The sequence below is a fragment of the Streptomyces sp. NPDC002784 genome (assembly GCF_053592135.1).
Genome location: NZ_JBSFVD010000022.1, coordinates 80,548 through 103,497 on the forward strand (window position 1 = coordinate 80,548; position 22,950 = coordinate 103,497).

The window sequence follows — 22,950 nt, forward strand, 5'->3', positions numbered from 1 at the left end:
GCCCCGAGGGGCCCCCTTCGCGCACGCTGGAGCGGATCAGCCGGCCTTGACCTCGTCCGCGTCGCCCTGGAGCTTCTCCTTGACGAAGGCGATGGTCAGCACGATCGCCGCGACCAGCAGCGACAGCAGCACCGTCCGGCGTCCGTCGTGCTCGGTGTCGGTCAGCATGTAACCCAGGACGAACACGATCATCGCGGCCGTGGCCCAGGTCAGATACGGGTACAGCCACATCCGGACGACCAGCTTCTCCGGCGCCTCGGCCTGGATGATCTTCCGCATCCGCAGCTGCGAGAAGCAGATGGCCAGCCAGACGAACAGGGCCACCGCACCACTGGAGTTGAGCAGGAAGAGGAAGACGGTGTCCGGGTACTGGTAGTTGAAGAAGACGGCGACGAAGCCGAAGACGACGGAGGAGAGGATCGCCGCGAGCGGCACCCCCCGCCCGGTGGTCTTCGCGAACGCCTTGGGCGCGTCCCCGCGCCGGCCGAGGGAGAAGGCCATGCGGGACGCCGTGTACAGACCCGAGTTGAGGCAGGACAGCACCGACGTCAGCACGATGAAGTTCATGATCTGACCGGCGTGCGGGATGCCGAGGGAGTCGAGGGCGGCGACGTAGGAACCGTCCTCGGTGATCGACTCGCTGTCCCACGGGAGCAGCGTGACCACGACGAAGATGGAGCCGAGGTAGAAGACGGCGACGCGCCAGATGATGCTGTTGGTCGCCTTGGTGACGGCCCGCTGCGGGTCCTCGGACTCGCCGGCGGCCAGCGTGGCGATCTCACTGCCCATGAAGGAGAAGACGACGAGCAGCACACCGGTGAGGATCGCGCCGGGCCCGTTCGGCAGGAAGCCGCCGTGCTCGGTGAGGTTGCTCAGCCCGGCCTGTTCGCTGTCGACGCCGGGCAGCAGGCCGAACACGGCGAGCCCGCCGATCACGATGAACGCGGCGATCGCGACGACCTTGATACCGGCGAACCAGAACTCGAACTCGCCGTAGGAGCCGACGGAGACCAGGTTGGTGGCGGTCAGCACCACCATCACGATGAGCGCCCAGGCCCACTGCGGTACGGCCGGGATCCAGCCTTCCAGGATCACCGCGCCCGCGGTCGCCTCGACGGCCAGCACCACGACCCAGAAGAACCAGTACAGCCAGCCGATGGAGAAACCGGCCCAGCGGCCGAGCGCGCGGTCGGCGTGCGCCGAGAACGAACCCGAGGTCGGGTTGGCCGCGGACATCTCACCGAGCATCCGCATCACCAGCACCACGAGCGTGCCGACGAGCGCGTACGACAGGAGGATGCCGGGGCCCGCGGTGGCGATACCGGAGGAGGACCCGACGAAGAGTCCGGCGCCGATGACTCCGCCGATCGCGATCATCGACAAGTGGCGGTTCTTGAGCCCTGCCTGGAGGCCGTTGCCGGGATCGCCGGGGGCTCCAGGGTCCTTTTCAGCCTTCGACAGGGTCGGCTGCGAGGTCATAGGGGGAATTCCTTCGTGCCGGTGCCTAACAAGTTGGTCCAGTGAATCTGAGGCAAAGGATTAATTGAACCTTTGATTCCGGATCGTTACTTGAGGTTTGCCTGAGGTTCTGTAGTGTTGCTCAGGCTTTTCGGGATCAACCCCCGGGGCGGCTGCCCGTGGACAGGCGTGTCACACTCGTCGCATGCGCGTGTACCTCGGCTCCGACCATGCGGGCTACGAACTCAAGAACCACCTCGTCGAGTGGCTGAAGGCGGCGGGGCACGACCCCGTCGACTGCGGCCCTCACCTCTACGACGCCCAGGACGACTACCCGCCCTTCTGCCTCCGCGCCGCAGAGCGCACCGCCTCCGACCCCGACGCCCTCGGCATCGTGATCGGCGGCTCCGGCAACGGCGAGCAGATCGCGGCGAACAAGGTCAAGGGTGTCCGTGCGGCCCTGGCCTGGAGCGAGGAGACCGCGGCCCTGGGCCGCCAGCACAACGACGCCAACGTCGTAGCGGTCGGCGCCCGCATGCACACCCAGGACGAGGCGACGAAGTTCGTGGAGACCTTCCTCGCCACCCCGTTCTCGGGCGACGAGCGCCACATCCGCCGCATCGACATGCTGGCGGCGTACGAGACCACGGGCGACCTCCCCCCGATCCCCCCGCACCACCCGCAGCAGTAAGTCCTTTTCAGCCCCCCCGTCTGACATCTTCCAGCCCGTCCGGCGTTCGAGGACGAGGCCCGTTCAGGGCCGACGGGGGTACAGGGGGCACAGCCCCCTGGCGGGGTGGAAGGGGCGGAGCCCTTTCAGGACGGGACGGGCAGGGGCGGCGGGGGCGGAAAGCACCCCGCGCCGTCCGGCACAGCGCTGCCCGACACACGACAAGAGGAGCCACCGTGCCTGAGGGGCACACCATCCACCGGCTGGCCAAGGACTACGCCGCCGCCTTCGCCGGTACCGCCCCCCAGGCCACCAGCCCCCAGGGCAAGTTCTCCGACGCCGCCGCCCTGATCACCGGCACCGACCTCACCACCACCGAGGCCCACGGCAAGCACCTCTTCCTCGGCTTCCGCGACAGCGACTGGGTCCACATCCACCTCGGCCTCTTCGGCAAGGTCACCTTCGGCCCCGCCCCCGCGCCCCCGCCCACGGACACGGTCCGCCTCCGCCTCGCGAACACCACCGCGTACGTCGACCTCCGCGGCCCCACCACCTGCGCCCTGATCACCCCCGCCGAGAAGCAGGCCATACACGACCGCCTCGGCCCGGACCCGCTGCGCGACGACGCGGACCCGAAGACGGCCTACCGGCGCGTCTCCCGCAGCCGCAGCACGATCGCCGCCCTGCTCATGGACCAGAAGATCATCGCGGGCGTCGGCAACGTCTACCGCGCGGAGGTCCTCTTCCGGCACCGCATCGACCCCTACCGCGCGGGCAAGGACATCACGCCCCGGCAGTGGGAAGCCATCTGGACCGACCTCGTGGACCTCATGCACGAGGGCGTCCGCAACAACCGCATCGACACCGTCCGCCCGGAACACACCCCCGAGGCGATGGGCCGCCCGCCCCGCGTGGACGACCACGGCGGGGAGGTCTACGTGTACCGCAGGACCAACCTGCCCTGCCACATCTGTGGCGGCGAGATCCGCACCGCCGATCTCGCCGCCCGCAACCTCTTCTGGTGCCCCAACTGCCAGAAGCGGTAAGCCGGTTCCAGAACCCGTGAGCCGCTGTTCTGGAACCCCGTGAACCGCCGTCCTAGAACCCGTGCGGCAACCAGGGCGCGACGGCCGAGCCGAACCCCATCGACGCCTCCGCCAGCGCCCCCCGCCGGACCTCCCGTACCCGCCCGGCGGCCCCCAGCGACACCAGGCTCACCCCGCCGAGATACGCCGACCCCAACTCCCGTACGGACAGGGCCAGATCCGCCGCGTCCCGGGTCCGCTCGCAGGACGCCCCCTTCGCGTCCCCCGACAGCCGCCAACGCCCGGAGTTCCAGGGGCAGAACGCGTCCTCGACCTCCAGCACCACATCCACCGGCGCCTGATAGGTCCGGGCCGACAGCGCCGCCCCGACCTCGACCAGCCGGACGAACATCCCGTCCCGGTACCGCGGCCGGCACCGCCGCAGGTCCGACACCTGGTGCTGCCACGCCTCGTCCATCGGCCGCCCGTGCACCTTCAGCGTCGCCGTCAGGTCCAGGTCGAACAGGAACCGCCACAGCGCGGCCTGCGCCGCCGCGTCCACCCCGGCCAGCTCCCGCAGCTGCACCACGCCGTCGTTCCCGGCGACCCCCCACTCCGGCTTCACCGCGTAGCGGGCGTACCCGACGGTCTCCCCGTCCCGCTCCGCCAGCACGCACTGCAACGGCGACGCCCCGCCCCGCCCGCCCTCCGGATCGAGCACCCCCACCCGCTCCCAGCCGGGCCGCACCCGGGCCAGCATCCCGGGCCGGACGGGCACCAGCGCCGCGTACACCTGCTCGCACGCGTCGATGACGTCCACCGGCTCCGCGTACCGCAGCCGTACGTCGTCCGTCCCGGCCGGCACCGACAACCGCACCCGGGTCGTGTCGATCTCGGCGGCGAGCTGAAGGGTCGCCACGCCGTACCCGAACCGCCCGTAGATCGCGGGCTCGGACGCCGTCAGCACCGCCAGCGGCTCGCCCCAGGACCGCACGTCGTCCAGCTGCCTGCGCATCATCGACGTAAGGACCCCGCGTCGCCGGTGCGTGCCGGCGACCCCGACCATCGTCACCCCCGCCGCGGGCACCGACGCCCCGCCGGGCACGGTCACCCCGAACCGGAACGCCCCCGCCGACCCCACGCACAGGTCACCGTCCCAGGCGCCGACGAACCGGTCGAACTCGGTGAGCGCCCGGTACAGTTCACGCTCCTCGGAGGGCTCCGGCACCCCGCCGAAGGCGCGCAGCAGCACGTCGTACCAGATGTCCCAGTGCTCAGGCGCCAGCCGCCGCAGCTCGGTCGCGGAACCGGTCGTGAAGTGTGTCCCCATGCGCCATGCCTACCAGGGCGATGCGGGACGAGCCACGGAATTTCCGCCGGGGGGCCGCGCGATGGCTTCTCGTGAAGTTCACTGTGGAGTTGAGCCTCGGACGGGGGACAAGGTGGACCTCCCGTGCCAAGCGGCTGGTCCGATGGATAGGGTCCCGAACTAATGGCAGCAGGACGACAGCGGCGCGCGGCCGCCGACACGTTCGCGGCCCGGTTGCGTATCCAGTGGCACCGGGTCCGCGTCGGCCTGCGCAGAAGTGCCGTGGACTACTTCCGCGGCGACGGCTCCGACTGGGTCGCGCTGGCCGCGCTGCTGCTCACCGTCCCGCTCATCACCGCCACCACCCTGGCCAACTCGGTCTGGTGCGCTCCGGCCGCGCTGGTCCTGCCGATCGTCGCCGGCGGTCTGCTGCTGCGCCCGGCCAGCCTGCTCGGCCTGTACGCGGCCGCGGCCACCGCCCTGATCGTGGAGTCGGTGCAGCTCGGCCCCTACACCGAGGGCGCCGCCCGGGTCACCCCGGGCGTGGTCCTGGTGGTCGCGGCCTGCGGGTTCGTCGGCCTGCTGATCGCCCAGTTCCGCAGCCGCGTCGGCGTGCCCTGGCGGCGCGGCGGCACCATGCTGTTCGACCTGCGCGAACGCATCCGGGTGCAGAGCAAGCTGCCGCAGCTGCCCAACGGCTGGCACCGCGAGATGGCGCTGCGCCCGGCGGGCGGCCAGTCGTTCTCCGGTGACTTCGTTGTCGCGGCCCGCACGAACGGCGGCCGGACCCTGGAGGTCGTCCTCACGGACGTCTCGGGCAAGGGCATGGACGCGGGCTCGCGGGCCCTGCTGCTGTCGGGCGCCTTCGGCGGACTCCTCGGCTCGCTGCCCCCGCACGCCTTCCTCCCGGCCGCCAACGGCTACCTGCTCCGCCAGGACTGGGAGGAGGGCTTCGCCACCTCCATCCACCTGGTCCTGGACCTGGACTCCGGCGACTACGAGCTCTACTCCGCCGGACACCCGCCGGGCCTCCAGCTCAGCGCGGGCAGCGGCCGCTGGGAGGAGAAGGCCGCGGAGGGCCCGCTGCTGGGTGTGTACGACGGTGCCCAGTTCGACCCCGTGAAGGGCTCGTTGCGGCCGGGGGATGTGTTGATGCTGTTCACAGACGGTCTGGTGGAGACCTCCGACCGCGACATCGTCGAGGGCATCGACCGCCTCACCGGCGAGGCCGACCGCTATGTCGCGGGCGGCTTCCACGGCGCGGCCTGGCATCTCATCGAGGCGGTGGCCAAGGACGTCAACGACGACCGCGCGCTGCTGCTGATCTGCCGGGAGGGCCCTACGGTGACGTCGCAGGCGGGGGGCCAGGCGTGACGCTCGCCGTTTCCGAGGTCGAGGCCCTCGCCCGCGCCGCGCACGAGGGCCGGACGGACAAGGCGGGACGGCCCTACGCCGAGCACCTGCAGGCGGTGGCCGACGGCGTCCGTGCCCGGGGCGGCGACGACGACCAGATCGCGGCGGCCTGGCTGCACGACGCCGTCGAGGACGACGCCCTCACCGAGCGGTGGCTCCACGAGGCCCCGCTGAGCCGCCGTACGAAGGACATCGTCCTTGCCCTCACCAAGCGCGCGGGGGAAGCGCCGGAGGCGTACGCCGGGCGGATCCTCGCCACGCCGGGCGCGCTGCTGGTGAAGGAGGCGGACCTGGCACACAACGCGGACCCGGCCCGCCTCGCGGTCCTGGACGAGGCGACGCGCGTACGCCTGACCGAGAAGTACGCGCGCATGCGCGCACTTCTCGGCCTGCGGCCCTGAGCCGGGCACCGCACCCCTGAACTAGGCGGCGGCCTTCTGACGTTCGCGTTCGCGGGCCGCCTCCGCGGGGTCCCGCCGGAACGCCCACTTCATCTCGGGCTCCATCACCGCCCGGAACACCCGCCGCACCGGCGCGGTGCACAGCAGCGTCACGCCCGCCGCCGCGAGCACGGTGACGAAGATCTGGCCGAGCGGCCGGTGCAGCCAGTCGTGGTCGAACCAGCCCTGGTAGTCACCGGCCTTCACCACGAAGCCGTGCAGCAGATAGCCGTACAGCGTGCCCGCGCCCAGCGCCGTGAACCACATGTGCCGGCGCGGCACCCAGGCGAAGAAGCACGCCGTCAGCACCAGCGAGCAGCCGAACAGCGCGAACACCATGACGGGCCCGGTCCACCACGGCGCGCCCAGCTCCTGCGCGGAGTCACGGTGGTAGAACCAGCCGGTGTTCATGCGCGGCACCGCCCACCAGCTGACGGCGAGCGCCAGCGCGGACACCGGCACGGACAGGATCCGCACGGAACGCCGGCGCACCCACTGGAAGTGCTCGGCCTTCATGTGCAGCCCCAGCACGAAGAACGGCAGGAACTGCAGCACACGCTGGAGGTCGAGGTCGTCGCCGATCTCCGGGGTGACGGACGCCAGCACCGCGATGCCGAGCGCGACGGGCAGCGGCCGGCGGATCGACTTCCAGATCGGGGTGGTCAGCCGCCAGACGAACAGCGCGGCCAGGAACCAGGTGAGGTACCAGGGGTCGAGCAGGCTCACGGGCATGTCCGGGTCGTCGTCGATCGCCCGCTTGAACAGCGGATACGCGGTCTCGAAGACGATGTACGGCACGGCGACGCCGGTGATCAGCCGGCGCAGCCGGTCCGGGCGCATGTCGAAACTGCGCGAGAAGTAGCCGGAGATGATGATGAACGCCGGCATGTGGAAGGCGTACACGGCCATGTACAGGCCTTCGAGGATCCGGCTGTCGCCCTTCAGGGGCTCCCAGGCATGGCCGACGGCCACCAGCACGATCGCCAGGAACTTCGCGTTGTCGAAGAAGGCGTCGCGCTTGCCTGCTCTTGTGTTCGGTCTCTGCTGTTTCTCGGGGGAGCGCGGACTCGGCACTCCCGGGGCCTGCGACTGTGCGGGTGGCGAGGCAGCGTGGAACATCTGAGGCACCTTAGCGGCGGCTGTGCGGATGAGTAAAACGCGGGACGCCATTACCGCTTGGGTGCCTGCCTTGTGATGTTTAATCCACGCTAAATCGTACATAACGCAAGGCGCGGGCCGGAGTTGGGATCACCTGTGACGACAATTCGAATTACCCGCGAACACCCTGTGTGGGCATGGAAACGATCACGCCGAATTTCTCTTACGAGTGTCACTTCGAATTCCCGTGCGGAGTGCGCGGGGTGGCCCCCGCGGGGCACGAAGCCGCCCGCACCGGCCGGAGTTGTGACCACTGATGCCCCACCCGCCGCATACGGCGGGCCTGTTGGTGGCACGATGGTTCTGGCGGGGGTGCGCGGGGCAGGTACCCCCGGGCCGGGAGAGCGGACCGACCGAGGGTGTGATCAGTTGTGGCCATTTCGCTGTCAGTGGTGCTGCTGTTGGCGATCATCTTGGTGGTGTTGATCCGAGGTGGCTCCCTCAAGGCCGGCCCCGCGGTGGTCGCCGTCCTCTTCGGCTTCTTCCTCGCCTCCACCGGCATGGCCGACGACATCCAGCGGTTCCTCGACTCGCTGGCCGAGACGATCAACTCGATCCAGTTCTAGGACGCCGGACCGCACAAACGACGCCGGCCCGGTTCCGAGGAACCGGGCCGGCGGCCGAACTGGAGCGGGCGACGGGAATCGAACCCGCGTAGCTAGTTTGGAAGACTAGGGCTCTACCATTGAGCTACGCCCGCACAGGACGCGCCGCAGGTCAGCCGACCGCGGCACTGAAGGCATCGTAGCGGGTCGGCCCCCCTCGGCGCACACCCCATAAATGCGGCGGCCCCATGGCCTGCGGGCATGTACCCTACGTGTCGCACCAGACGGGGTGTGGCGCAGCTTGGTAGCGCGTCCGCTTTGGGAGCGGAAGGCCGTGGGTTCAAATCCCGCCACCCCGACCACCTGCCTGATCATCCAGGTGATCGCCTTTGGGTCGTTCAGCGGCTGCGGTTACTATGCAAGCTGCGCGCCCGTGTGTCTCTCACTTACCGAAGTCCTCCGGGCAGCGAATCCGCCGGACCAGTCTGGCCCGGCAAACCCAAGAAGTCAGCCACAAGGAGACCGAACCGTGAAGAGCGCCGTGGAGACCCTGAACCCGACTCGGGTTCGGCTCACTGTCGAGGTGCCCTTCGAGGAGCTCAAGGACAGCCTCGACGCGGCGTACAAGAAGATCAACCAGCAGGTCACGGTGAAGGGCTTCCGCAAGGGCAAGATTCCCGCCCGGGTCATCGACCAGCGGTTCGGCCGTGGCGCCGTGCTGGAGGAGGCGGTCAACGACGCGCTTCCGAAGTTCTACACGGAGGCGGTCAACGAGGCCGAGCTCAACGTCCTGGGCCAGCCCGAGGTCGACATCACGGAGCTGAAGGACGGCGAGACGCTGAACTTCACCGCCGAGGTCGACGTCCGCCCGGCCATCGAGATCCCGGACTACTCCGGCATCGAGGTCGAGGTCGACGCCGTCGAGGTCACCGACGAGGACATCGAGAAGTCGGTCGAGCAGCTCCGCGAGCGCTTCGCGTCGACCTCCCCGGTCGAGCGCCCCGCCCAGGACGGCGACGTCGTCACCATCGACCTGCAGGCCAAGGTCGAGGGCGAGGTCCTGGAGGACGGTGTCGCCGAGGGTGTCGCCTACACCATCGGCTCCGGCGAGCTCCTCGACGGCATCGACGACGCCGTGAAGGGCCTGGAGGCCGGTGGCGAGGCCACCTTCACCTCCGAGCTCAAGGGCGGCTCGGCGGCCGGCAAGGAGGCCGAGGTCACCGTCAAGGTCACCCAGGTCGCCGCGCGTGAACTGCCCGAGCTGGACGACGACTTCGCGCAGCTCGCCTCCGAGTTCGACACCCTCGACGAGCTCAAGGCCGACAGCCGCAAGCGCCTCGAGAACATGAAGCAGTACGACCAGGCCACGCAGGCCCAGGAGCGCGTCCTGGAGAAGCTGCTGGAGCTCGTCGAGGTGCCCGTCCCCGAGAAGCTGCTCGAGGACGAGATCAACACCCGCAAGCACAACCTGGAGCACCACCAGCTCGGCCAGATGGGCCTCGACCTCGAGAAGTACCTCGAGATCCAGGGCAAGACGGTCGAGGAGTTCGACGCCGAGACCAAGGAAGCCGCGGTCAAGGGCATCAAGACCCAGTTCGTCCTGGACGAGCTCGTCAAGCAGGAGAAGCTCAACGTCAACCAGGAGGAGCTCACCGAGCACCTCATGCGGCGCGCGGCCTCCTCCGGCATGTCCCCCGACCAGTTCGCCCAGGCCGTCGTCGAGGGCGGCCAGGTTCCGCTCCTGGTCGGCGAGGTCGCCCGCGGCAAGGCCCTGGCCGTCGTGGTCGAGAAGGCCACGGTCAAGGACACCAACGGCGAGATCATCGACCTGGACGACGAGGACGAGGCGGCCACCGACATCGCCGCCGAGGCCACGGAGGCCGACGCCACCGAGGCCGACGCCGACGAGAAGACCGAGGGCTGAGCACGCCTCGGCGCCTGTGACGCCGTAGGAAGGCCCCGGGGAGGACGATCCCCGGGGCCTTCCTGGCATCCGGCGGGCGGGGCGCTCCCGCGCGGTCACGGGGCGTAGGCGGCGGCCCACCCGCCGCGGGCTCTACGCCCCCGGCGAACACCCCCCGCTCCGGGATTCCCTGAAGGGACCAGCGCGTTAGGGTCCATGAGTACGGGGGCAGGGGAGTCGGCGAAACCGCCGGAGGCCCCCGGCAGGGAAACGTGAAGACGGCCCGGCGCCGTCGTAAGACGAGCAGGTGGATACGTGACGAATCTGATGCCCTCCGCCGCCGGCGAGCCTTCCATCGGTGGTGGCCTCGGCGACCAGGTCTACAACCGGCTGCTCAACGAGCGGATCATCTTCCTCGGCCAGCCGGTCGACGACGACATCGCGAACAAGATCACCGCACAGCTGCTGCTCCTTGCCGCTGACCCGGACAAGGACATCTACCTCTACATCAACAGCCCGGGCGGTTCGATCACGGCCGGTATGGCGATCTACGACACCATGCAGTTCATCAAGAACGACGTGGTCACCATCGCCATGGGCCTCGCCGCCTCGATGGGCCAGTTCCTGCTCAGTGCGGGCACCCCCGGCAAGCGCTTCGCGCTGCCGAACGCCGAGATCCTGATCCACCAGCCGTCCGCCGGCCTCGCCGGCTCGGCCTCGGACATCAAGATCCACGCCGAGCGGCTGCTGCACACCAAGAAGCGCATGGCCGAGCTCACCGCCCAGCACACGGGCCAGACGATTGAGCAGATCACCCGCGACTCGGACCGCGACCGCTGGTTCGACGCCTTCGAGGCCAAGGAGTACGGCCTCATCGACGACGTCATCCCCACGGCCGCCGGTATGCCGGGCGGCGGCGGTACCGGAGCGGCGTAGGGCCGGTACCGGCCCCGGGGACACCCCAGGGCCGTACGCGCCTCCACCCGCCCCCAGCCCCCGCCACAGCCCCTTTTTGGAGACACCGTGAACACCTTCCCCGGCAGCGGCTTCCAGGACCGCCCGCAGGCCGAGTACACCGGCCCTGTCGCCGAGTCCCGCTACGTCATCCCGCGCTTCGTCGAGCGCACGTCGCAGGGCATTCGTGAGTACGACCCGTACGCGAAGCTCTTCGAGGAGCGCGTGATCTTCCTCGGCGTGCAGATCGACGACGCCTCCGCCAACGACGTCATGGCGCAGCTGCTGTGCCTGGAGTCGATGGACCCCGACCGGGACATCTCGGTCTACATCAACAGCCCCGGTGGTTCCTTCACCGCGCTGACGGCCATCTACGACACGATGCAGTTCGTGAAGCCGGACGTCCAGACGGTCTGCATGGGCCAGGCGGCCTCCGCCGCCGCGATCCTGCTCGCCGCCGGTACCCCCGGCAAGCGCATGGCGCTGCCGAACGCGCGCGTGCTGATCCACCAGCCGTACAGCGAGACGGGCCGCGGTCAGGTCTCTGACCTGGAAATCGCCGCGAACGAGATCCTCCGGATGCGCGCGCAGCTGGAAGAGATGCTGGCCAAGCACTCCACCACGCCGATCGAGAAGATCCGCGAGGACATCGAGCGCGACAAGATCCTCACGGCCGAGGACGCCCTGTCGTACGGCCTGATCGATCAGATCATCTCCACCCGGAAGATGAACAACGCGGCCGTGCGCTGAGCCGGAGGCTGTATCGTCGGCCGCTCCTTGGCACGGTGCACGACAAAGTGAACCGTGCCAAGGGGGGCCCGAACACGGGCCCCGGCAAGGTACCGTCGGATGAAGGCAGCACCAGGAGCCGCTGGACCTAGGCGTCTCCCAGGCGAAGGGGAAGCACACCGTGGCACGCATCGGTGACGGCGGCGATCTGCTCAAGTGCTCGTTCTGCGGCAAGAGCCAGAAGCAGGTCAAGAAGCTCATCGCAGGGCCCGGTGTGTACATCTGCGACGAGTGCATCGATCTCTGCAACGAGATCATCGAGGAAGAACTCGCGGAGACCAGCGAGGTGCGCTGGGAGGAGCTCCCGAAGCCGCGCGAGATCTACGAGTTCCTCGAGGGGTACGTGGTCGGCCAGGAGGCCGCCAAGAAGGCCCTGTCGGTCGCGGTGTACAACCACTACAAGCGGGTCCAGGCCGGCGAGAACGGCGGTGGTCAAAGCCGCGAGGACGCCATCGAGTTGGCGAAGTCCAACATCCTGCTGCTGGGCCCCACCGGCTCCGGGAAGACCCTGCTGGCGCAGACGCTCGCCCGGATGCTGAACGTCCCGTTCGCGATCGCGGACGCGACGGCGCTGACGGAGGCGGGCTATGTCGGCGAGGACGTCGAGAACATCCTGCTGAAGCTGATCCAGGCGGCGGACTACGACGTCAAGAAGGCCGAGACCGGGATCATCTACATCGACGAGATCGACAAGGTCGCGCGGAAGAGTGAAAACCCGTCGATCACGCGAGACGTCTCCGGCGAGGGCGTCCAGCAGGCGCTGCTGAAGATCCTGGAGGGCACGACGGCCTCGGTGCCGCCGCAGGGCGGGCGCAAGCACCCCCACCAGGAGTTCATCCAGATCGACACGACGAACGTGCTGTTCATCGTGGGCGGTGCCTTCGCCGGTCTCGAGAAGATCATCGAGTCGCGGGCCGGTGCGAAGGGCATCGGGTTCGGCGCGACGATCCGCTCCAAGCGGGAGCTGGAGGCGAAGGACCAGTTCGAGGACGTCATGCCCGAGGACCTGGTCAAGTTCGGCATGATCCCCGAGTTCATCGGGCGTCTGCCGGTGATCACCTCGGTCCACAACCTCGACCGCGAGGCGCTCCTGCAGATCCTGGTGGAGCCGCGCAACGCCCTGGTCAAGCAGTACCAGCGCCTCTTCGAACTCGACGGCGTGGAGCTGGACTTCGAGCGCGAGGCGCTGGAAGCCATCGCCGACCAGGCGATCCTCCGCCAGACCGGCGCGCGCGGCCTGCGCGCCATCATGGAGGAGGTCCTGATGTCGGTGATGTACGAGGTCCCGTCCCGCAAGGACGTGGCCCGCGTGGTCATCACGGCCGACGTCGTCCACTCCAACGTGAACCCGACGCTCATTCCGCGGGACGCCCGGAACGGGCGGGGGCCGGGGGAGCAGAAGACGGCGTAGCGTTTCTCGAAGCGGCAGAGGGTGCCCGGCACAGGTGACTGTGCCGGGCATCGCGCGTTCCCGCCACGCGGTGCCGGTATCGAGTCGTTCTCCCGGTGCGCCCTGGCCTCGGCCGCAGCGTCTTGATCTTATGAACCCCGACCAAAACGGCCGTTTGTTCGATGACGACCCCATGAAAACGGGAGGGTTCCATGAGGAAGACACGGGGCGTGCTGGCTGCCGCGGGCGTGCTGGCCGCAGCGAGTGTTCTGCCTGTCGTGACGGCCGGTTCGGCGCACGCCAGCGCCGCGACGTGCCGGAGCTATCTGGCTCAGTGGTACACGGTCGGACCCAAGGTGACGGCCGCGTGCAATTTCGATGGGCCGCTCACCTGGCCCAGCCCGTTCTGCATCAGCTCCCTTGTGGCCCTGGACGTCACATCCGACCGGGCGCATAACGCCTGTGTGAAGGCATCCACCGGAAACTGAACGGCGTTGTCGCACCCAGCGTGAAGGGGCCCAGCCGAGTGGCTGGGCCCCTTTCGTGCGCGTCGAGCTGACGGGGTGGAGGATCAGGCCTTGACGCGGACTTCCTTGCGGACCTTCGCCGTCAGCTCGGCCGCGCCCTCTACATCGGCGGCCTTGCCGGCCATCGCGCTTGCCAGGTCGGCGTGGATGATCACGCCCAGCGTGCTGTGGTCACCCCAGATGCACACCGGCATGCTGATCTCGCTCGGCCCGGAGGAAGAAGCCGAGGCATCCTTGTACTTCGTCTCCTGGCACTTGAGCACCGCGCCGTCGAGGCCGTCCGGCGTGTACGCCTTGGGGCTGCCGACGACTTCGCCGTCCTCGTCCGTGGCGTTCTTCTTCATGTCGGCGAACATCGCGTCGACAACCGACTCGGGGTCCTCGATCTCGCCGTACACGCCCATGAAGTTGACCATCTTCATGGCAAGGGGGTTCTCCTCGTTCCCTGCCTGGTAACCGGCGTGCACGTCCTTGGCGTTCTTCACGCCGTGCTTCTCGGCTTCCTTGACGTCGCTCTTGTCGAAGCCCCCGCTGTCGGCGCCCTCGGCCTTGGTGTACTCGCCGCTGAGCAGCGTCGCCGGCGTCGTCAGCTTGTGCGGACCGTCATCGGCGACGTCCGACCCGCCGCCACTCCCACCCACCACGAAGTACACGCCCACGCCGATCGCCGCCACGACCGCTACCGCGCCCAGGATGAGGCCCGTCTTCTTCTTGCCGCCGCTCGGGGCCGGGGGCATGGGGGCGCCGTAGGGGGGCTGCTGGCCGTACGGGGGCTGCTGGGGCGGGACGCCGCCCTGCTGGGGGTAGCCGTAACCCGGCTGCGGGGCCTGCGGCTGCTGGGGGTAGCCATAGCCGGGCTGCGGAGCCTGCGGCTGCTGGCCGTACGGACCCGGCTGGCCGTACGGTCCGGGCTGCTGGGGCTGCCCGCCGTACGGGCCCGGCTGGTTGTAGCTCATTACTGGGTTCCCCTCCAGATGCTTATGTGGTCCTGACATCCTGGCCCAGCCGGGGGGCGCGCGGTGCATCGGGGCCCCCACCGTTACAGAACAAAGCCGTTTCGGGACACCGCCGCGACACCCCTAAACTGACCCCGTGACCGAGAACGCTCAGCAGCAGCCACCAGCGCCCCACACCGAACTGCCGACCCAGTACGCGCCGGCCGACGTAGAGGGGCCGCTGTACGAGCGCTGGGTGGAGCGGGGTTACTTCGAGGCGGACGAGAAGAGCGACAAGCCGCCGTACACCATCGTCATCCCGCCGCCGAACGTCACCGGCAGCCTCCACCTCGGGCACGCCTTCGAGCACACCCTCATCGACGCCCTGACCCGTCGCAAGCGCATGCAGGGCTACGAGACGCTGTGGCAGCCCGGCATGGACCACGCCGGCATCGCCACCCAGAACGTCGTCGAGCGCGAGCTGGGCAAGGAAGGCAAGTCCCGGCACGACCTCGGCCGCGAGGCCTTCGTCGAGCGCGTCTGGCAGTGGAAGGGCGAGTCCGGCGGCCAGATCTCCGGGCAGATGCGGCGGCTCGGCGACGGCGTCGCCTGGTCCCGCGAGCGCTTCACCATGGACGAAGGGCTCTCGCAGGCCGTCCAGACCATCTTCAAGCGGCTCTACGACGACGAGCTCATCTACCGCGCCGAGCGCATCATCAACTGGTGCCCGCGCTGTCTGACCGCCATCTCCGACATCGAGGTCGAGTACCAGGACGACGAGGGCGAGCTCGTCTCCATCCGGTACGGCGAGGGCGACGACTCCATCGTCGTGGCCACGACCCGCGCCGAGACGATGCTCGGCGACACCGCCGTCGCCGTCCACCCCGAGGACGAGCGGTACCGCCACCTCGTCGGCCGCGAGATCGAGCTGCCGCTCACCGGCCGCCGTATCCCCGTAGTCGCCGACGAGCACGTCGACCCCGAGTTCGGCACCGGCGCCGTCAAGGTCACCCCGGCCCACGACCCGAACGACTTCGAGATCGGCCAGCGGCACGACCTGCCCGCCGTCACGATCATGGACGAGCACGCCGTCATCACCGCCCACGGCCCCTTCCAGGGCCTGGACCGGCTCGAAGCCCGCTCCGCCATCGTCGCCGCCCTGCGCGCCGAGGGCCGGATCGTCGCCGAGAAGCGGCCGTACGTCCACTCGGTGGGCCACTGCTCGCGCTGCAAGACCACCATCGAGCCGCGGCTGTCCATGCAGTGGTGGGTCAAGGTCGGCCCGCTGGCCAAGGCGGCCGGTGACGCGGTCCGCGACGGCCGCGTCAAGATCCACCCCCAGGAGATGGAGAAGCGGTACTTCGACTGGGTCGACAACCTCCACGACTGGTGCATCTCGCGGCAGTTGTGGTGGGGCCACCGCATCCCGGTCTGGTACGGCCCGAACGGCGAGGTCGTCTGCGTCGGCCCGGACGACGAGGCGCCCACCGGCGAGGGCTGGCACCAGGACACCGACGTCCTCGACACCTGGTTCTCCTCCGGCCTGTGGCCCTTCTCCACCCTCGGCTGGCCCGAACAGACCGACTCGCTCGCGAAGTTCTACCCGAACTCCGTCCTGGTCACCGGCTACGACATCCTCTTCTTCTGGGTCGCCCGGATGATGATGTTCGGCCTGTACGCGATGGACGGCACCCCGCCGTTCCACACCATCGCCCTGCACGGCATGGTCCGCGACCAGTTCGGCAAGAAGATGTCGAAGTCCTTCGGCAACGCGGTCAATCCGCTGGACTGGATGGACAAGTACGGCTCGGACGCGCTCCGGTTCACGCTGGCCCGGGGCGCCAACCCCGGCGTCGACGTCCCGATCGGCGAGGACTGGGTCCAGGGCTCCCGCAACTTCGCCAACAAGATCTGGAACGCCACCCGCTTCGCGCTGATGAACGGCGCGACGCTGGAGGGCGAACTCCCGGACGCCTCCCGCATGTCGGCGACCGACCGCTGGATCCTCTCGCGCCTCAACTCCGTCGTCGCCGAAGTCGACGCGCTCTACGAGGACTTCCAGTTCGCGAAGCTCTCCGACGCGCTGTTCCACTTCGCGTGGGACGAGGTCTTCGACTGGTACGTCGAGCTGTCCAAGACCACCTTCCAGGCGGGCGGCGAGCCGGCCGCGGTCTCCCAGCGGGTCCTCGGCGAGGTCCTCGACGTCACCCTCAGGCTGCTGCACCCGGTGGTCCCGTTCGTCACGGAGACCCTGTGGACCACCCTCACGGGCGGCGAGTCGGTCGTCATCGCCGAGTGGCCCAAGGACAGTGGCTTCCGGGACGAGGCGGCCGAGCGGGAGATCGAGAGCCTCCAGTCGGTCATCACCGAGGTCCGCCGCTTCCGCGCCGACCAGGGCCTGCAGCCGGGCCAGCGGGTCCCCGCCCGGCTGAGCCTGGACGGCACGGCACTGGCACCGCACGAGGCCGCCATCCGCCAGCTCCTGCGCCTGCAGCCGGAGGGCGACGCCTTCACGGCCACGGCGACCCTGCCGGTCGCGGGCGCGGAGGTCGCGCTGGACCTCTCGGGCACGATCGACGTGGCGGCGGAGCGCAAGCGCCTCGCGAAGGACCTGGCCGCCGCCGAGAAGGAGAAGGCCCAGGCCACGGCCAAGCTCGGCAACGACGCCTTCCTGGCGAAGGCCCCGGACAACGTCGTGGACAAGATCCGCGGCCGGCTGGCGAAGGCGGACGAGGACATCGCCCGTATCCAGGCCCAGCTGGACCGGCTCCCCGAGGCGTAAGCCGTCGTAGACGCGTGCCAAGACCCCCGCAGCCACCCGGCTCCGGGGGCCTTGGCCACCGTCTGTCGGTCCCCCTCCGTAGACTGGCCCCGTGAGTGACAGCGACCCCTTCGACGAGATCATCGCGGAAGAGACCGACCGCGACCCCGATCTCGCGGTCATCGAGGCCGGCAGCCGTACCCTGCGCACCCAGGGCGGCCCGCCGCAGGCGGATGTACCGACGCGCCCCGAGGACCCCGAGGTCGACAAGGCCCTGCGCGACGTCGAAGCGGAGCTCGCCACCCGCTGGGGCGAGACCAAGCTGGAGCCGTCGGTCAGCCGGATCGCCGCGCTGATGGACGTCCTGGGCGAGCCGCAGCGCTCGTACCCCTCGATCCACATCACGGGGACCAACGGCAAGACCACCACCGCCCGCATGATCGAGGCCCTCCTCGGTGCCTTCGAACTGCGCACCGGCCGGTACACGAGCCCGCACGTCCAGTCGGTCACCGAGCGGATCAGCCTGGACGGCGCCGCGATCTCCGCCGAGCGGTTCATCGAGACGTACCACGACATCAAGCCGTACGTGGAGATGGTCGACGCCCAGCAGGAGTACCGGCTGTCCTTCTTCGAGGTGCTGACCGGCATGGCGTACGCCGCCTTCGCGGACGCGCCCGTCGACGTGGCCGTCGTGGAGGTCGGCATGGGCGGCACCTGGGACGCCACGAACGTCATCGACGGTGATGTCGCCGTCGTCACCCCCATCGACCTGGACCACACCGACCGGCTCGGCGGGACGCCCGCCGAGATCGCCGTGGAGAAGTCCGGGATCGTCAAGCAGGGTGCCACCGTGATCCTGGCGCAGCAGCCGGTGGACGCGGCGCAGGTGCTGCTGAAGAAGGCCGTGGAGGTCGACGCGACGGTCGCCCGCGAGGGCCTGGAGTTCGGGGTGGTCTCCCGGCAGGTCGCGGTCGGCGGCCAGCTGGTCGCCCTGCGGGGCCTGGGCGGCGAGTACGGCGAGGTCTACCTCCCGCTGCACGGCGCCCACCAGGCGCACAACGCCGCCGTGGCGCTGGCCGCGGTGGAGGCGTTCTTCGGGGTCGGCGCCCAGCGTGCCGAGCCGCTCGACCTCGACACCGTCCGCAAGGCCTTCGCGGCCGTCTCCTCGCCGGGCCGCATGGAGGTCGTACGCCGTTCGCCGACCGTCGTGCTGGACGCCGCGCACAACCCGGCGGGCGCCCGGGTGACCGCCGAGGCGGTCAGGGAGGCGTTCGACTTCAGCCGGCTGATCGGCGTGGTCGGGGCCAGCGGCGACAAGAACGTACGCGGGCTGCTGGAGGCCTTCGAGCCGATCTTCGCCGAGGTCGTCATCACGCAGAACTCCAGCCACCGCGCGATGGACGCCGACGAGCTGGCCGCCATCGCGGTCGAGGTGTTCGGCGACGAGCGGGTGCAGGTCGAGCCGCGGCTGCCGGACGCGCTGGAGGCCGCGATCACGCTGGCCGAGGAGGAGGGCGAGTTCGCGGGCGGCGGGGTGCTGGTCACCGGTTCCGTCATCACCGTGGGAGAGGCCCGGCTGCTGCTGGGGAAGGGCTGAGGTTTTCAAGGATGCGTACGCTCTGTGCGTCGACGCTGATCGGCGAGTTCTTCGTCATCGGGTTCGCCGGTCTGGTCGCCATGAAGGACCCCGATCTGTCCATGTCGACGGTGTGGACGGTCTGCGGGATCGCGATGTTCGCGTGCCTGCTGCTGTGCGGTCTGGTCACCCGGCCCGGCGGCATCGCCCTCGGCTGGGCGCTCCAGGTCGTGCTGATCGCCTCCGGGTTCGTCGTGCCGTCGATGTTCGTCCTGGGCGCGGCCTTCGCGGCCCTGTGGTGGGCGTCGGTGCACTACGGGAGGAAGATCGACGAGGCGAAGGCGAGGTTCGCGGCGCAGGCCGACGCCTCCGCCCCGGACGCGGCCTGATCCTCTCCGTCCGACGCGGCCTCCGTACCGGGCGCGGCTGATCCCCTACACCTGACGCTGCGTAACAGACGCCCGGACACGCCGGGTAACCTGCTCTTCCCGCACACCGTGATGCACTAAGGAGCCCGTCGTGACCCAGCGCACCCTCGTCCTCCTCAAGCCCGACGCCGTCCGTCGTGGCCTGACCGGCGAGATCATCAGCCGCATCGAGCGCAAGGCGGGCTGGCAGATCACCGCGCTGGAGCTGCGCTCCCTGGACCAGGAGACGCTGGAGCAGCACTACGGCGAGCACAAGGGCAAGCCGTTCTACGAGCCGCTGGTCGCGTTCATGTCCTCCGGGCCGGTCGTCGCGCTGATCGTCGAGGGCGAGCGGGTCATCGAGGGCGTGCGCGCGCTGGCCGGCCCGACCGACCCGATCGCCGCCGCGCCCGGCTCCATCCGCGGCGACTTCGGTGTGATCGTCCGTGAGAACCTCATCCACGCCTCCGACTCCGAGGAGTCGGCCGAGCGCGAGGTGAAGATCTTCTTCCCCGGTCGCGCCTGATATTCAGCGGCGGTTCGGAGAGCCCGGGGGTGCCGCCCCCGGACTTTCCGGCATATGCCGGGCGTTCGGGGGAACGACAGGCCCCAAACGCTCGTCTCCGAGAGCGAACCCGCACATCATCTGCTGACAATGGCGAAGGACCCTCACGCCGTGTTCGCGAAGGCGCGTCTACGATGGAACCCTTCACGTCACAGCACCCACCTCGCCGACCTGAAAAGCCCTCAAAAGCTCGTGGGAAGGCCAGACGAATCCTGATGGGGAACTCAATGTCGTTCATCGGCCGTGACATGGCTGTCGACCTCGGGACCGCCAACACGCTGGTGTACGTCAGGGGTCGCGGGATCGTACTCAACGAGCCGTCCGTCGTCGCGATCAACACCAACACCGGTGGCATCCTCGCGGTCGGCGCCGAAGCGAAGAAGATGATCGGGCGCACGCCGGGCAACATCGTTGCCGTACGCCCGCTGAAGGACGGCGTGATCGCCGACTTCGAGATCACCGAGCGGATGCTCCGCTACTTCATCCTGAAGATCCACAAGCGGCGGTATCTGGCTCGTCCGCGGGTCGTCGTCTGCGTGCCCTCGGGCATCACGGGCGTCGAGCGCCGCGCCGTCATCGAGGCGTCGTCCCAGGCCGGCGCCCGTCAGGTGCACATCATCGAGGAGCCCATGGCCGCGGCCATCGGTTCCGGCCTGCCGGTCCACGAGGCCACGGGCAACATGGTGGTCGACATCGGCGGCGGCACCACGGAGGTCGCGGTCATCTCCCTCGGCGGCATCGTCACCGCGCAGTCCATCCGCGTGGCGGGCGACGAACTGGACAACGCGATCATCCAGCACATCAAGAAGGAGTACTCGCTCCTGCTGGGTGAGCGCACGGCCGAGCAGATCAAGATCACGATCGGTTCGGCGTACGACCTCGACTCCGACGAGCACACCGAAATCCGCGGCCGGGACCTGGTCTCCGGGCTGCCCAAGACCGTGGTCATCTCGGCCGCCGAAGTGCGCAAGGCGATCGAGGAACCCGTCAACGCCATCGTCGACGCCGTCAAGACCACCCTCGACAAGTGCCCGCCGGAGCTGTCCGGCGACATCATGGACCGCGGCATCGTGCTGACCGGCGGCGGCGCCCTGCTGCGCGGCCTGGACGAGCGGCTGCGCCGGGAGACCGGCATGCCGATCCACATCGCCGAGGACCCGCTGGACAGCGTGGCGCTCGGCTCCGGCAAGTGCGTCGAGGAGTTCGAGGCGCTCCAGCAGGTCCTCGACGCCCAGCCGCGCAGATGACGCAACTCCTCGATTCCGCCGTACGAGACGATCTCCTCTCGTACGGCGGATCGTTGATATAGAGACAGTCGATCCAGAGACACAAGCTCCCGCAAAAGCAGCCCCCGGGCCTCCCTGGGGCTTCCCGAATTCCTATGAGGAAGGGCACGGCCGCCGCACGTGAGGGACACACGAGAGAGCCGGCTGCTCCTGGTGCTGCTGATCGCCGTCGCGTTCGCGCTGATCACGGTGGACATCCGCGGCGGGGAGGACTCCCCGGTCGACGGTGCCCGGCAGGCCGCGGCCACCGTCTTCGGGCCGATCCAGAACGGCGTCTCCAGCGCGGTCGACCCCGTCGGCAACGCGGTCTCCGCGATCCGCGACTCGGGCGAGCGGCACGACCGCATCGCCGAGCTGGAGCAGGAGAACGCCGCTCTCAAGGCGAAGCTCGGCAGCGACGACCGCAACCGCAGCAGACTCGCGCAGCTCGACAAGATCATGAAGATCGCGGGCCAGGGCCAGTACGGCATCAAGGGCGCCGAGGTCATCGCGATAGGAGCGGCCCAGGGCTTCTCCTGGACCATCACCATCGACGCCGGCGCCAACGACGGCCTCACGCGCGACATGACGGTCCTCAACGGCGACGGCCTGGTCGGCCGCGTCACCACCGTCGGCCCCGACACCGCCACCGTGCTGCTCGCCAGCGACCCCGACTTCACCGTCGGCACCCGGATGGAGGGCAACGACGAGCTCGGCTTCGCCTCGGGACAGGGCGACCGCCCGCTGCGCGTCGAACTCCTCAACGGCAAGGCGCAGATCAAGAAGGGCGACCGCCTGGTCACCTTCGGCTCGCAGGCCGACCGGCCCTTCGTGCCGGGTGTCCCGGTCGGCGTGGTCAACCGCGTCGACCCCTCCGGCGGCGACCTGACCCGCACCCTCTACGTCACGCCGTTCGTCAGCTTCACCAAGCTCGACATCGTCGGCGTCGTCGTCGAGGCCCCGAAGAAGGACCCGCGCGACACGGTGCTCCCCGACAAGCCCAAGCCGACCCCCAGACCGACGGTGACGGTGACGGTCACCCCGTCCGCCCAGGCACCGGTCGACGGCCAGTACCCGCAAGAAGAGCAGTAGGAGCTGAAGCCCCATGCGCGTCAACCGGATCCTGCTCTCCTCCTCGCTGGTCGTCGTCGCCCTGGTGCTCCAGGTCAGCGTCCTCGCCCGGCTCCACCTCCCCGGCGCCGTCCCCGACCTGCTCCTGCTGACGGTCCTGGCCCTCGCCATGGTCTACGGCCATGTCGGCGGCGCCCTCGTCGGCTTCGGCGCGGGACTCCTCGCCGACCTCGCCCCGCCCGCCGACCACGCGGCCGGCCGCTACGCCCTGGTGCTGTGCGTCATCGGCTACCTCGCCGGACTCATCAAGCCGGACAACGGCCGGCTGAAGTCGGCGACCGGACCCATGGTCGTGGTCGCCGCCGCGGCGGTCGGCTCCACGCTGCTCTACGCCGGCGTCGGCGCCCTCGTCGGCGACACCGCCGCCCGCCATGTGGGCCTCGGCAGCCTGCTGTTCACGGCGCTGCTCTACGACCTGCTGCTCGCCCCGTTCGTCGTCCCCGGGCTCATGGCCCTGGCCCGGCGCGCGGACAACGATCCGCTCGCCGAGACCAACTCCGCGGCGAAGGCCGACATCTCCACCGGCTGGCTCTCCGGCGGCACCGGGCTGCGCATCGGCGGCCAGCGCGGCGGCCTCGGCGGTCTGAAGGTGAAGGCGGCGCGGGCGCGCACCGCCCGCGCCGGCCGCATCAAGGGGGTCAAGCGACTGTGAGGGCACGCGGGTTCGAGTTCACCCGAACGGGTTCGCCGAGGCGGAACGCGGCCTCACCGGCCGGCCGTTCATCATTC

General features: G+C 69.5%; 21 protein-coding genes and 2 tRNA genes. 18 read left to right on the forward strand and 5 right to left on the reverse strand.

Annotated elements, in window-relative coordinates; genetic code table 11:
* Positions 1 to 36: 36 nt before the first annotated feature.
* A complete protein-coding gene (locus ACWD1Z_RS29700) occupies positions 37 to 1,479 on the reverse strand; it encodes an amino acid permease (RefSeq protein WP_451122726.1) in 1,443 nt (480 codons plus the stop codon).
* A gap of 184 nt (positions 1,480 to 1,663) precedes the next feature.
* Between ACWD1Z_RS29700 and ACWD1Z_RS29705 the strand changes: the two genes are divergently transcribed.
* Together ACWD1Z_RS29705 and ACWD1Z_RS29710 are read left to right on the forward strand one after the other, a co-directional pair.
* Positions 1,664 to 2,149 carry a ribose-5-phosphate isomerase gene (locus ACWD1Z_RS29705; RefSeq protein WP_451122727.1) on the forward strand — a complete coding sequence of 162 codons (486 nt, stop codon included), beginning with the start codon at positions 1,664 to 1,666 and terminating at the stop codon, positions 2,147 to 2,149.
* Positions 2,150 to 2,364: 215 nt separating this feature from the next.
* Entirely contained in the window at positions 2,365 to 3,174 is an 810-nt protein-coding gene (locus ACWD1Z_RS29710) for an Fpg/Nei family DNA glycosylase (protein ID WP_451122728.1), read from the forward strand.
* A gap of 52 nt (positions 3,175 to 3,226) precedes the next feature.
* Here the strand turns inward: ACWD1Z_RS29710 and ACWD1Z_RS29715 are convergent, their stop codons facing one another.
* Positions 3,227 to 4,483, reverse strand: coding sequence for a GNAT family N-acetyltransferase (locus ACWD1Z_RS29715; RefSeq protein WP_451122729.1), 1,257 nt, complete (start codon positions 4,481 to 4,483; stop codon positions 3,227 to 3,229).
* A gap of 162 nt (positions 4,484 to 4,645) precedes the next feature.
* On the opposite strand from ACWD1Z_RS29715, the gene ACWD1Z_RS29720 reads away from it, so the two are divergent.
* Both ACWD1Z_RS29720 and ACWD1Z_RS29725 read left to right on the forward strand, forming a co-directional pair.
* On the forward strand, positions 4,646 to 5,836 hold the full coding sequence (locus tag ACWD1Z_RS29720; RefSeq protein WP_451122730.1) for a PP2C family protein-serine/threonine phosphatase: 1,191 nt from the start codon (positions 4,646 to 4,648) through the stop codon (positions 5,834 to 5,836).
* The gene (locus ACWD1Z_RS29725) at positions 5,833 to 6,276 is read left to right on the forward strand and encodes an HD domain-containing protein (RefSeq protein ID WP_451122731.1); all 444 of its coding nucleotides are present in this window, start codon (positions 5,833 to 5,835) and stop codon (positions 6,274 to 6,276) included. The genes ACWD1Z_RS29720 and ACWD1Z_RS29725 overlap by 4 nt, the downstream gene beginning before the upstream one ends.
* Positions 6,277 to 6,297: 21 nt before the next feature.
* Here ACWD1Z_RS29725 and ACWD1Z_RS29730 read toward each other — a convergent pair whose 3' ends face one another.
* Positions 6,298 to 7,434 (reverse strand): acyltransferase family protein, encoded by a 1,137-nt coding sequence (locus tag ACWD1Z_RS29730; RefSeq protein ID WP_451122732.1) that lies wholly within the window; start codon positions 7,432 to 7,434, stop codon positions 6,298 to 6,300.
* Between the two features lie 410 nt (positions 7,435 to 7,844).
* Between ACWD1Z_RS29730 and ACWD1Z_RS29735 the strand changes: the two genes are divergently transcribed.
* Complete coding sequence (locus ACWD1Z_RS29735; RefSeq protein ID WP_250079220.1) at positions 7,845 to 8,039, forward strand: hypothetical protein; 195 nt, start codon at positions 7,845 to 7,847, stop codon at positions 8,037 to 8,039.
* Positions 8,040 to 8,099: 60 nt separating this feature from the next.
* Here the strand turns inward: ACWD1Z_RS29735 and ACWD1Z_RS29740 are convergent.
* A tRNA-Gly gene (locus ACWD1Z_RS29740) sits at positions 8,100 to 8,173 on the reverse strand.
* 130 nt (positions 8,174 to 8,303) lie between these two features.
* On the opposite strand from ACWD1Z_RS29740, the gene ACWD1Z_RS29745 reads away from it, so the two are divergent.
* The 6 genes from ACWD1Z_RS29745 (at position 8,304) to ACWD1Z_RS29770 (ending at position 13,542) form a co-directional block, all read left to right on the forward strand.
* Positions 8,304 to 8,380 (forward strand) — tRNA-Pro (locus ACWD1Z_RS29745).
* A gap of 167 nt (positions 8,381 to 8,547) precedes the next feature.
* Complete coding sequence (gene tig, locus ACWD1Z_RS29750) at positions 8,548 to 9,942, forward strand: trigger factor (RefSeq protein ID WP_451122733.1); 1,395 nt, start codon at positions 8,548 to 8,550, stop codon at positions 9,940 to 9,942.
* 306 nt (positions 9,943 to 10,248) lie between these two features.
* Positions 10,249 to 10,857 carry an ATP-dependent Clp protease proteolytic subunit gene (locus ACWD1Z_RS29755; RefSeq protein WP_250079236.1) on the forward strand — a complete coding sequence of 203 codons (609 nt, stop codon included), beginning with the start codon at positions 10,249 to 10,251 and terminating at the stop codon, positions 10,855 to 10,857.
* 87 nt (positions 10,858 to 10,944) lie between these two features.
* Complete coding sequence (locus ACWD1Z_RS29760) at positions 10,945 to 11,625, forward strand: ATP-dependent Clp protease proteolytic subunit (RefSeq protein WP_250079215.1); 681 nt, start codon at positions 10,945 to 10,947, stop codon at positions 11,623 to 11,625.
* A gap of 160 nt (positions 11,626 to 11,785) precedes the next feature.
* Entirely contained in the window at positions 11,786 to 13,075 is a 1,290-nt protein-coding gene (clpX, locus tag ACWD1Z_RS29765; RefSeq protein ID WP_133926274.1) for an ATP-dependent Clp protease ATP-binding subunit ClpX, read from the forward strand.
* A 191-nt stretch (positions 13,076 to 13,266) separates the two neighbouring features.
* Positions 13,267 to 13,542: a hypothetical protein gene (locus ACWD1Z_RS29770; RefSeq protein ID WP_451122734.1), complete on the forward strand. Its 276-nt coding sequence runs from the start codon at positions 13,267 to 13,269 to the stop codon at positions 13,540 to 13,542.
* A gap of 83 nt (positions 13,543 to 13,625) precedes the next feature.
* Here ACWD1Z_RS29770 and ACWD1Z_RS29775 read toward each other — a convergent pair whose 3' ends face one another.
* Entirely contained in the window at positions 13,626 to 14,537 is a 912-nt protein-coding gene (locus tag ACWD1Z_RS29775) for a hypothetical protein (protein ID WP_451122735.1), read from the reverse strand.
* Positions 14,538 to 14,673: 136 nt separating this feature from the next.
* Here ACWD1Z_RS29775 and ACWD1Z_RS29780 point away from each other — a divergent pair, with 136 nt between their 5' ends.
* From ACWD1Z_RS29780 to mreD, 7 genes are all read left to right on the forward strand, one after another.
* Positions 14,674 to 17,298 (forward strand): valine--tRNA ligase, encoded by a 2,625-nt coding sequence (locus tag ACWD1Z_RS29780; protein WP_451122736.1) that lies wholly within the window; start codon positions 14,674 to 14,676, stop codon positions 17,296 to 17,298.
* Positions 17,299 to 17,389: 91 nt separating this feature from the next.
* Positions 17,390 to 18,874 carry a bifunctional tetrahydrofolate synthase/dihydrofolate synthase gene (folC, locus tag ACWD1Z_RS29785; protein WP_451122737.1) on the forward strand — a complete coding sequence of 495 codons (1,485 nt, stop codon included), beginning with the start codon at positions 17,390 to 17,392 and terminating at the stop codon, positions 18,872 to 18,874.
* A gap of 11 nt (positions 18,875 to 18,885) precedes the next feature.
* Positions 18,886 to 19,242, forward strand: coding sequence for a DUF4233 domain-containing protein (locus tag ACWD1Z_RS29790; RefSeq protein ID WP_451122738.1), 357 nt, complete (start codon positions 18,886 to 18,888; stop codon positions 19,240 to 19,242).
* Positions 19,243 to 19,372: 130 nt separating this feature from the next.
* Entirely contained in the window at positions 19,373 to 19,786 is a 414-nt protein-coding gene (gene ndk / locus ACWD1Z_RS29795; RefSeq protein WP_451122739.1) for a nucleoside-diphosphate kinase, read from the forward strand.
* A 266-nt stretch (positions 19,787 to 20,052) separates the two neighbouring features.
* On the forward strand, positions 20,053 to 21,072 hold the full coding sequence (locus ACWD1Z_RS29800; RefSeq protein WP_004001297.1) for a rod shape-determining protein: 1,020 nt from the start codon (positions 20,053 to 20,055) through the stop codon (positions 21,070 to 21,072).
* Positions 21,073 to 21,231: 159 nt separating this feature from the next.
* A complete protein-coding gene (mreC, locus tag ACWD1Z_RS29805; RefSeq protein WP_451122740.1) occupies positions 21,232 to 22,182 on the forward strand; it encodes a rod shape-determining protein MreC in 951 nt (316 codons plus the stop codon).
* A gap of 13 nt (positions 22,183 to 22,195) precedes the next feature.
* Positions 22,196 to 22,873 (forward strand): rod shape-determining protein MreD, encoded by a 678-nt coding sequence (mreD, locus tag ACWD1Z_RS29810; protein WP_451122741.1) that lies wholly within the window; start codon positions 22,196 to 22,198, stop codon positions 22,871 to 22,873.
* The last annotated feature ends 77 nt before the right edge of the window (positions 22,874 to 22,950 follow it).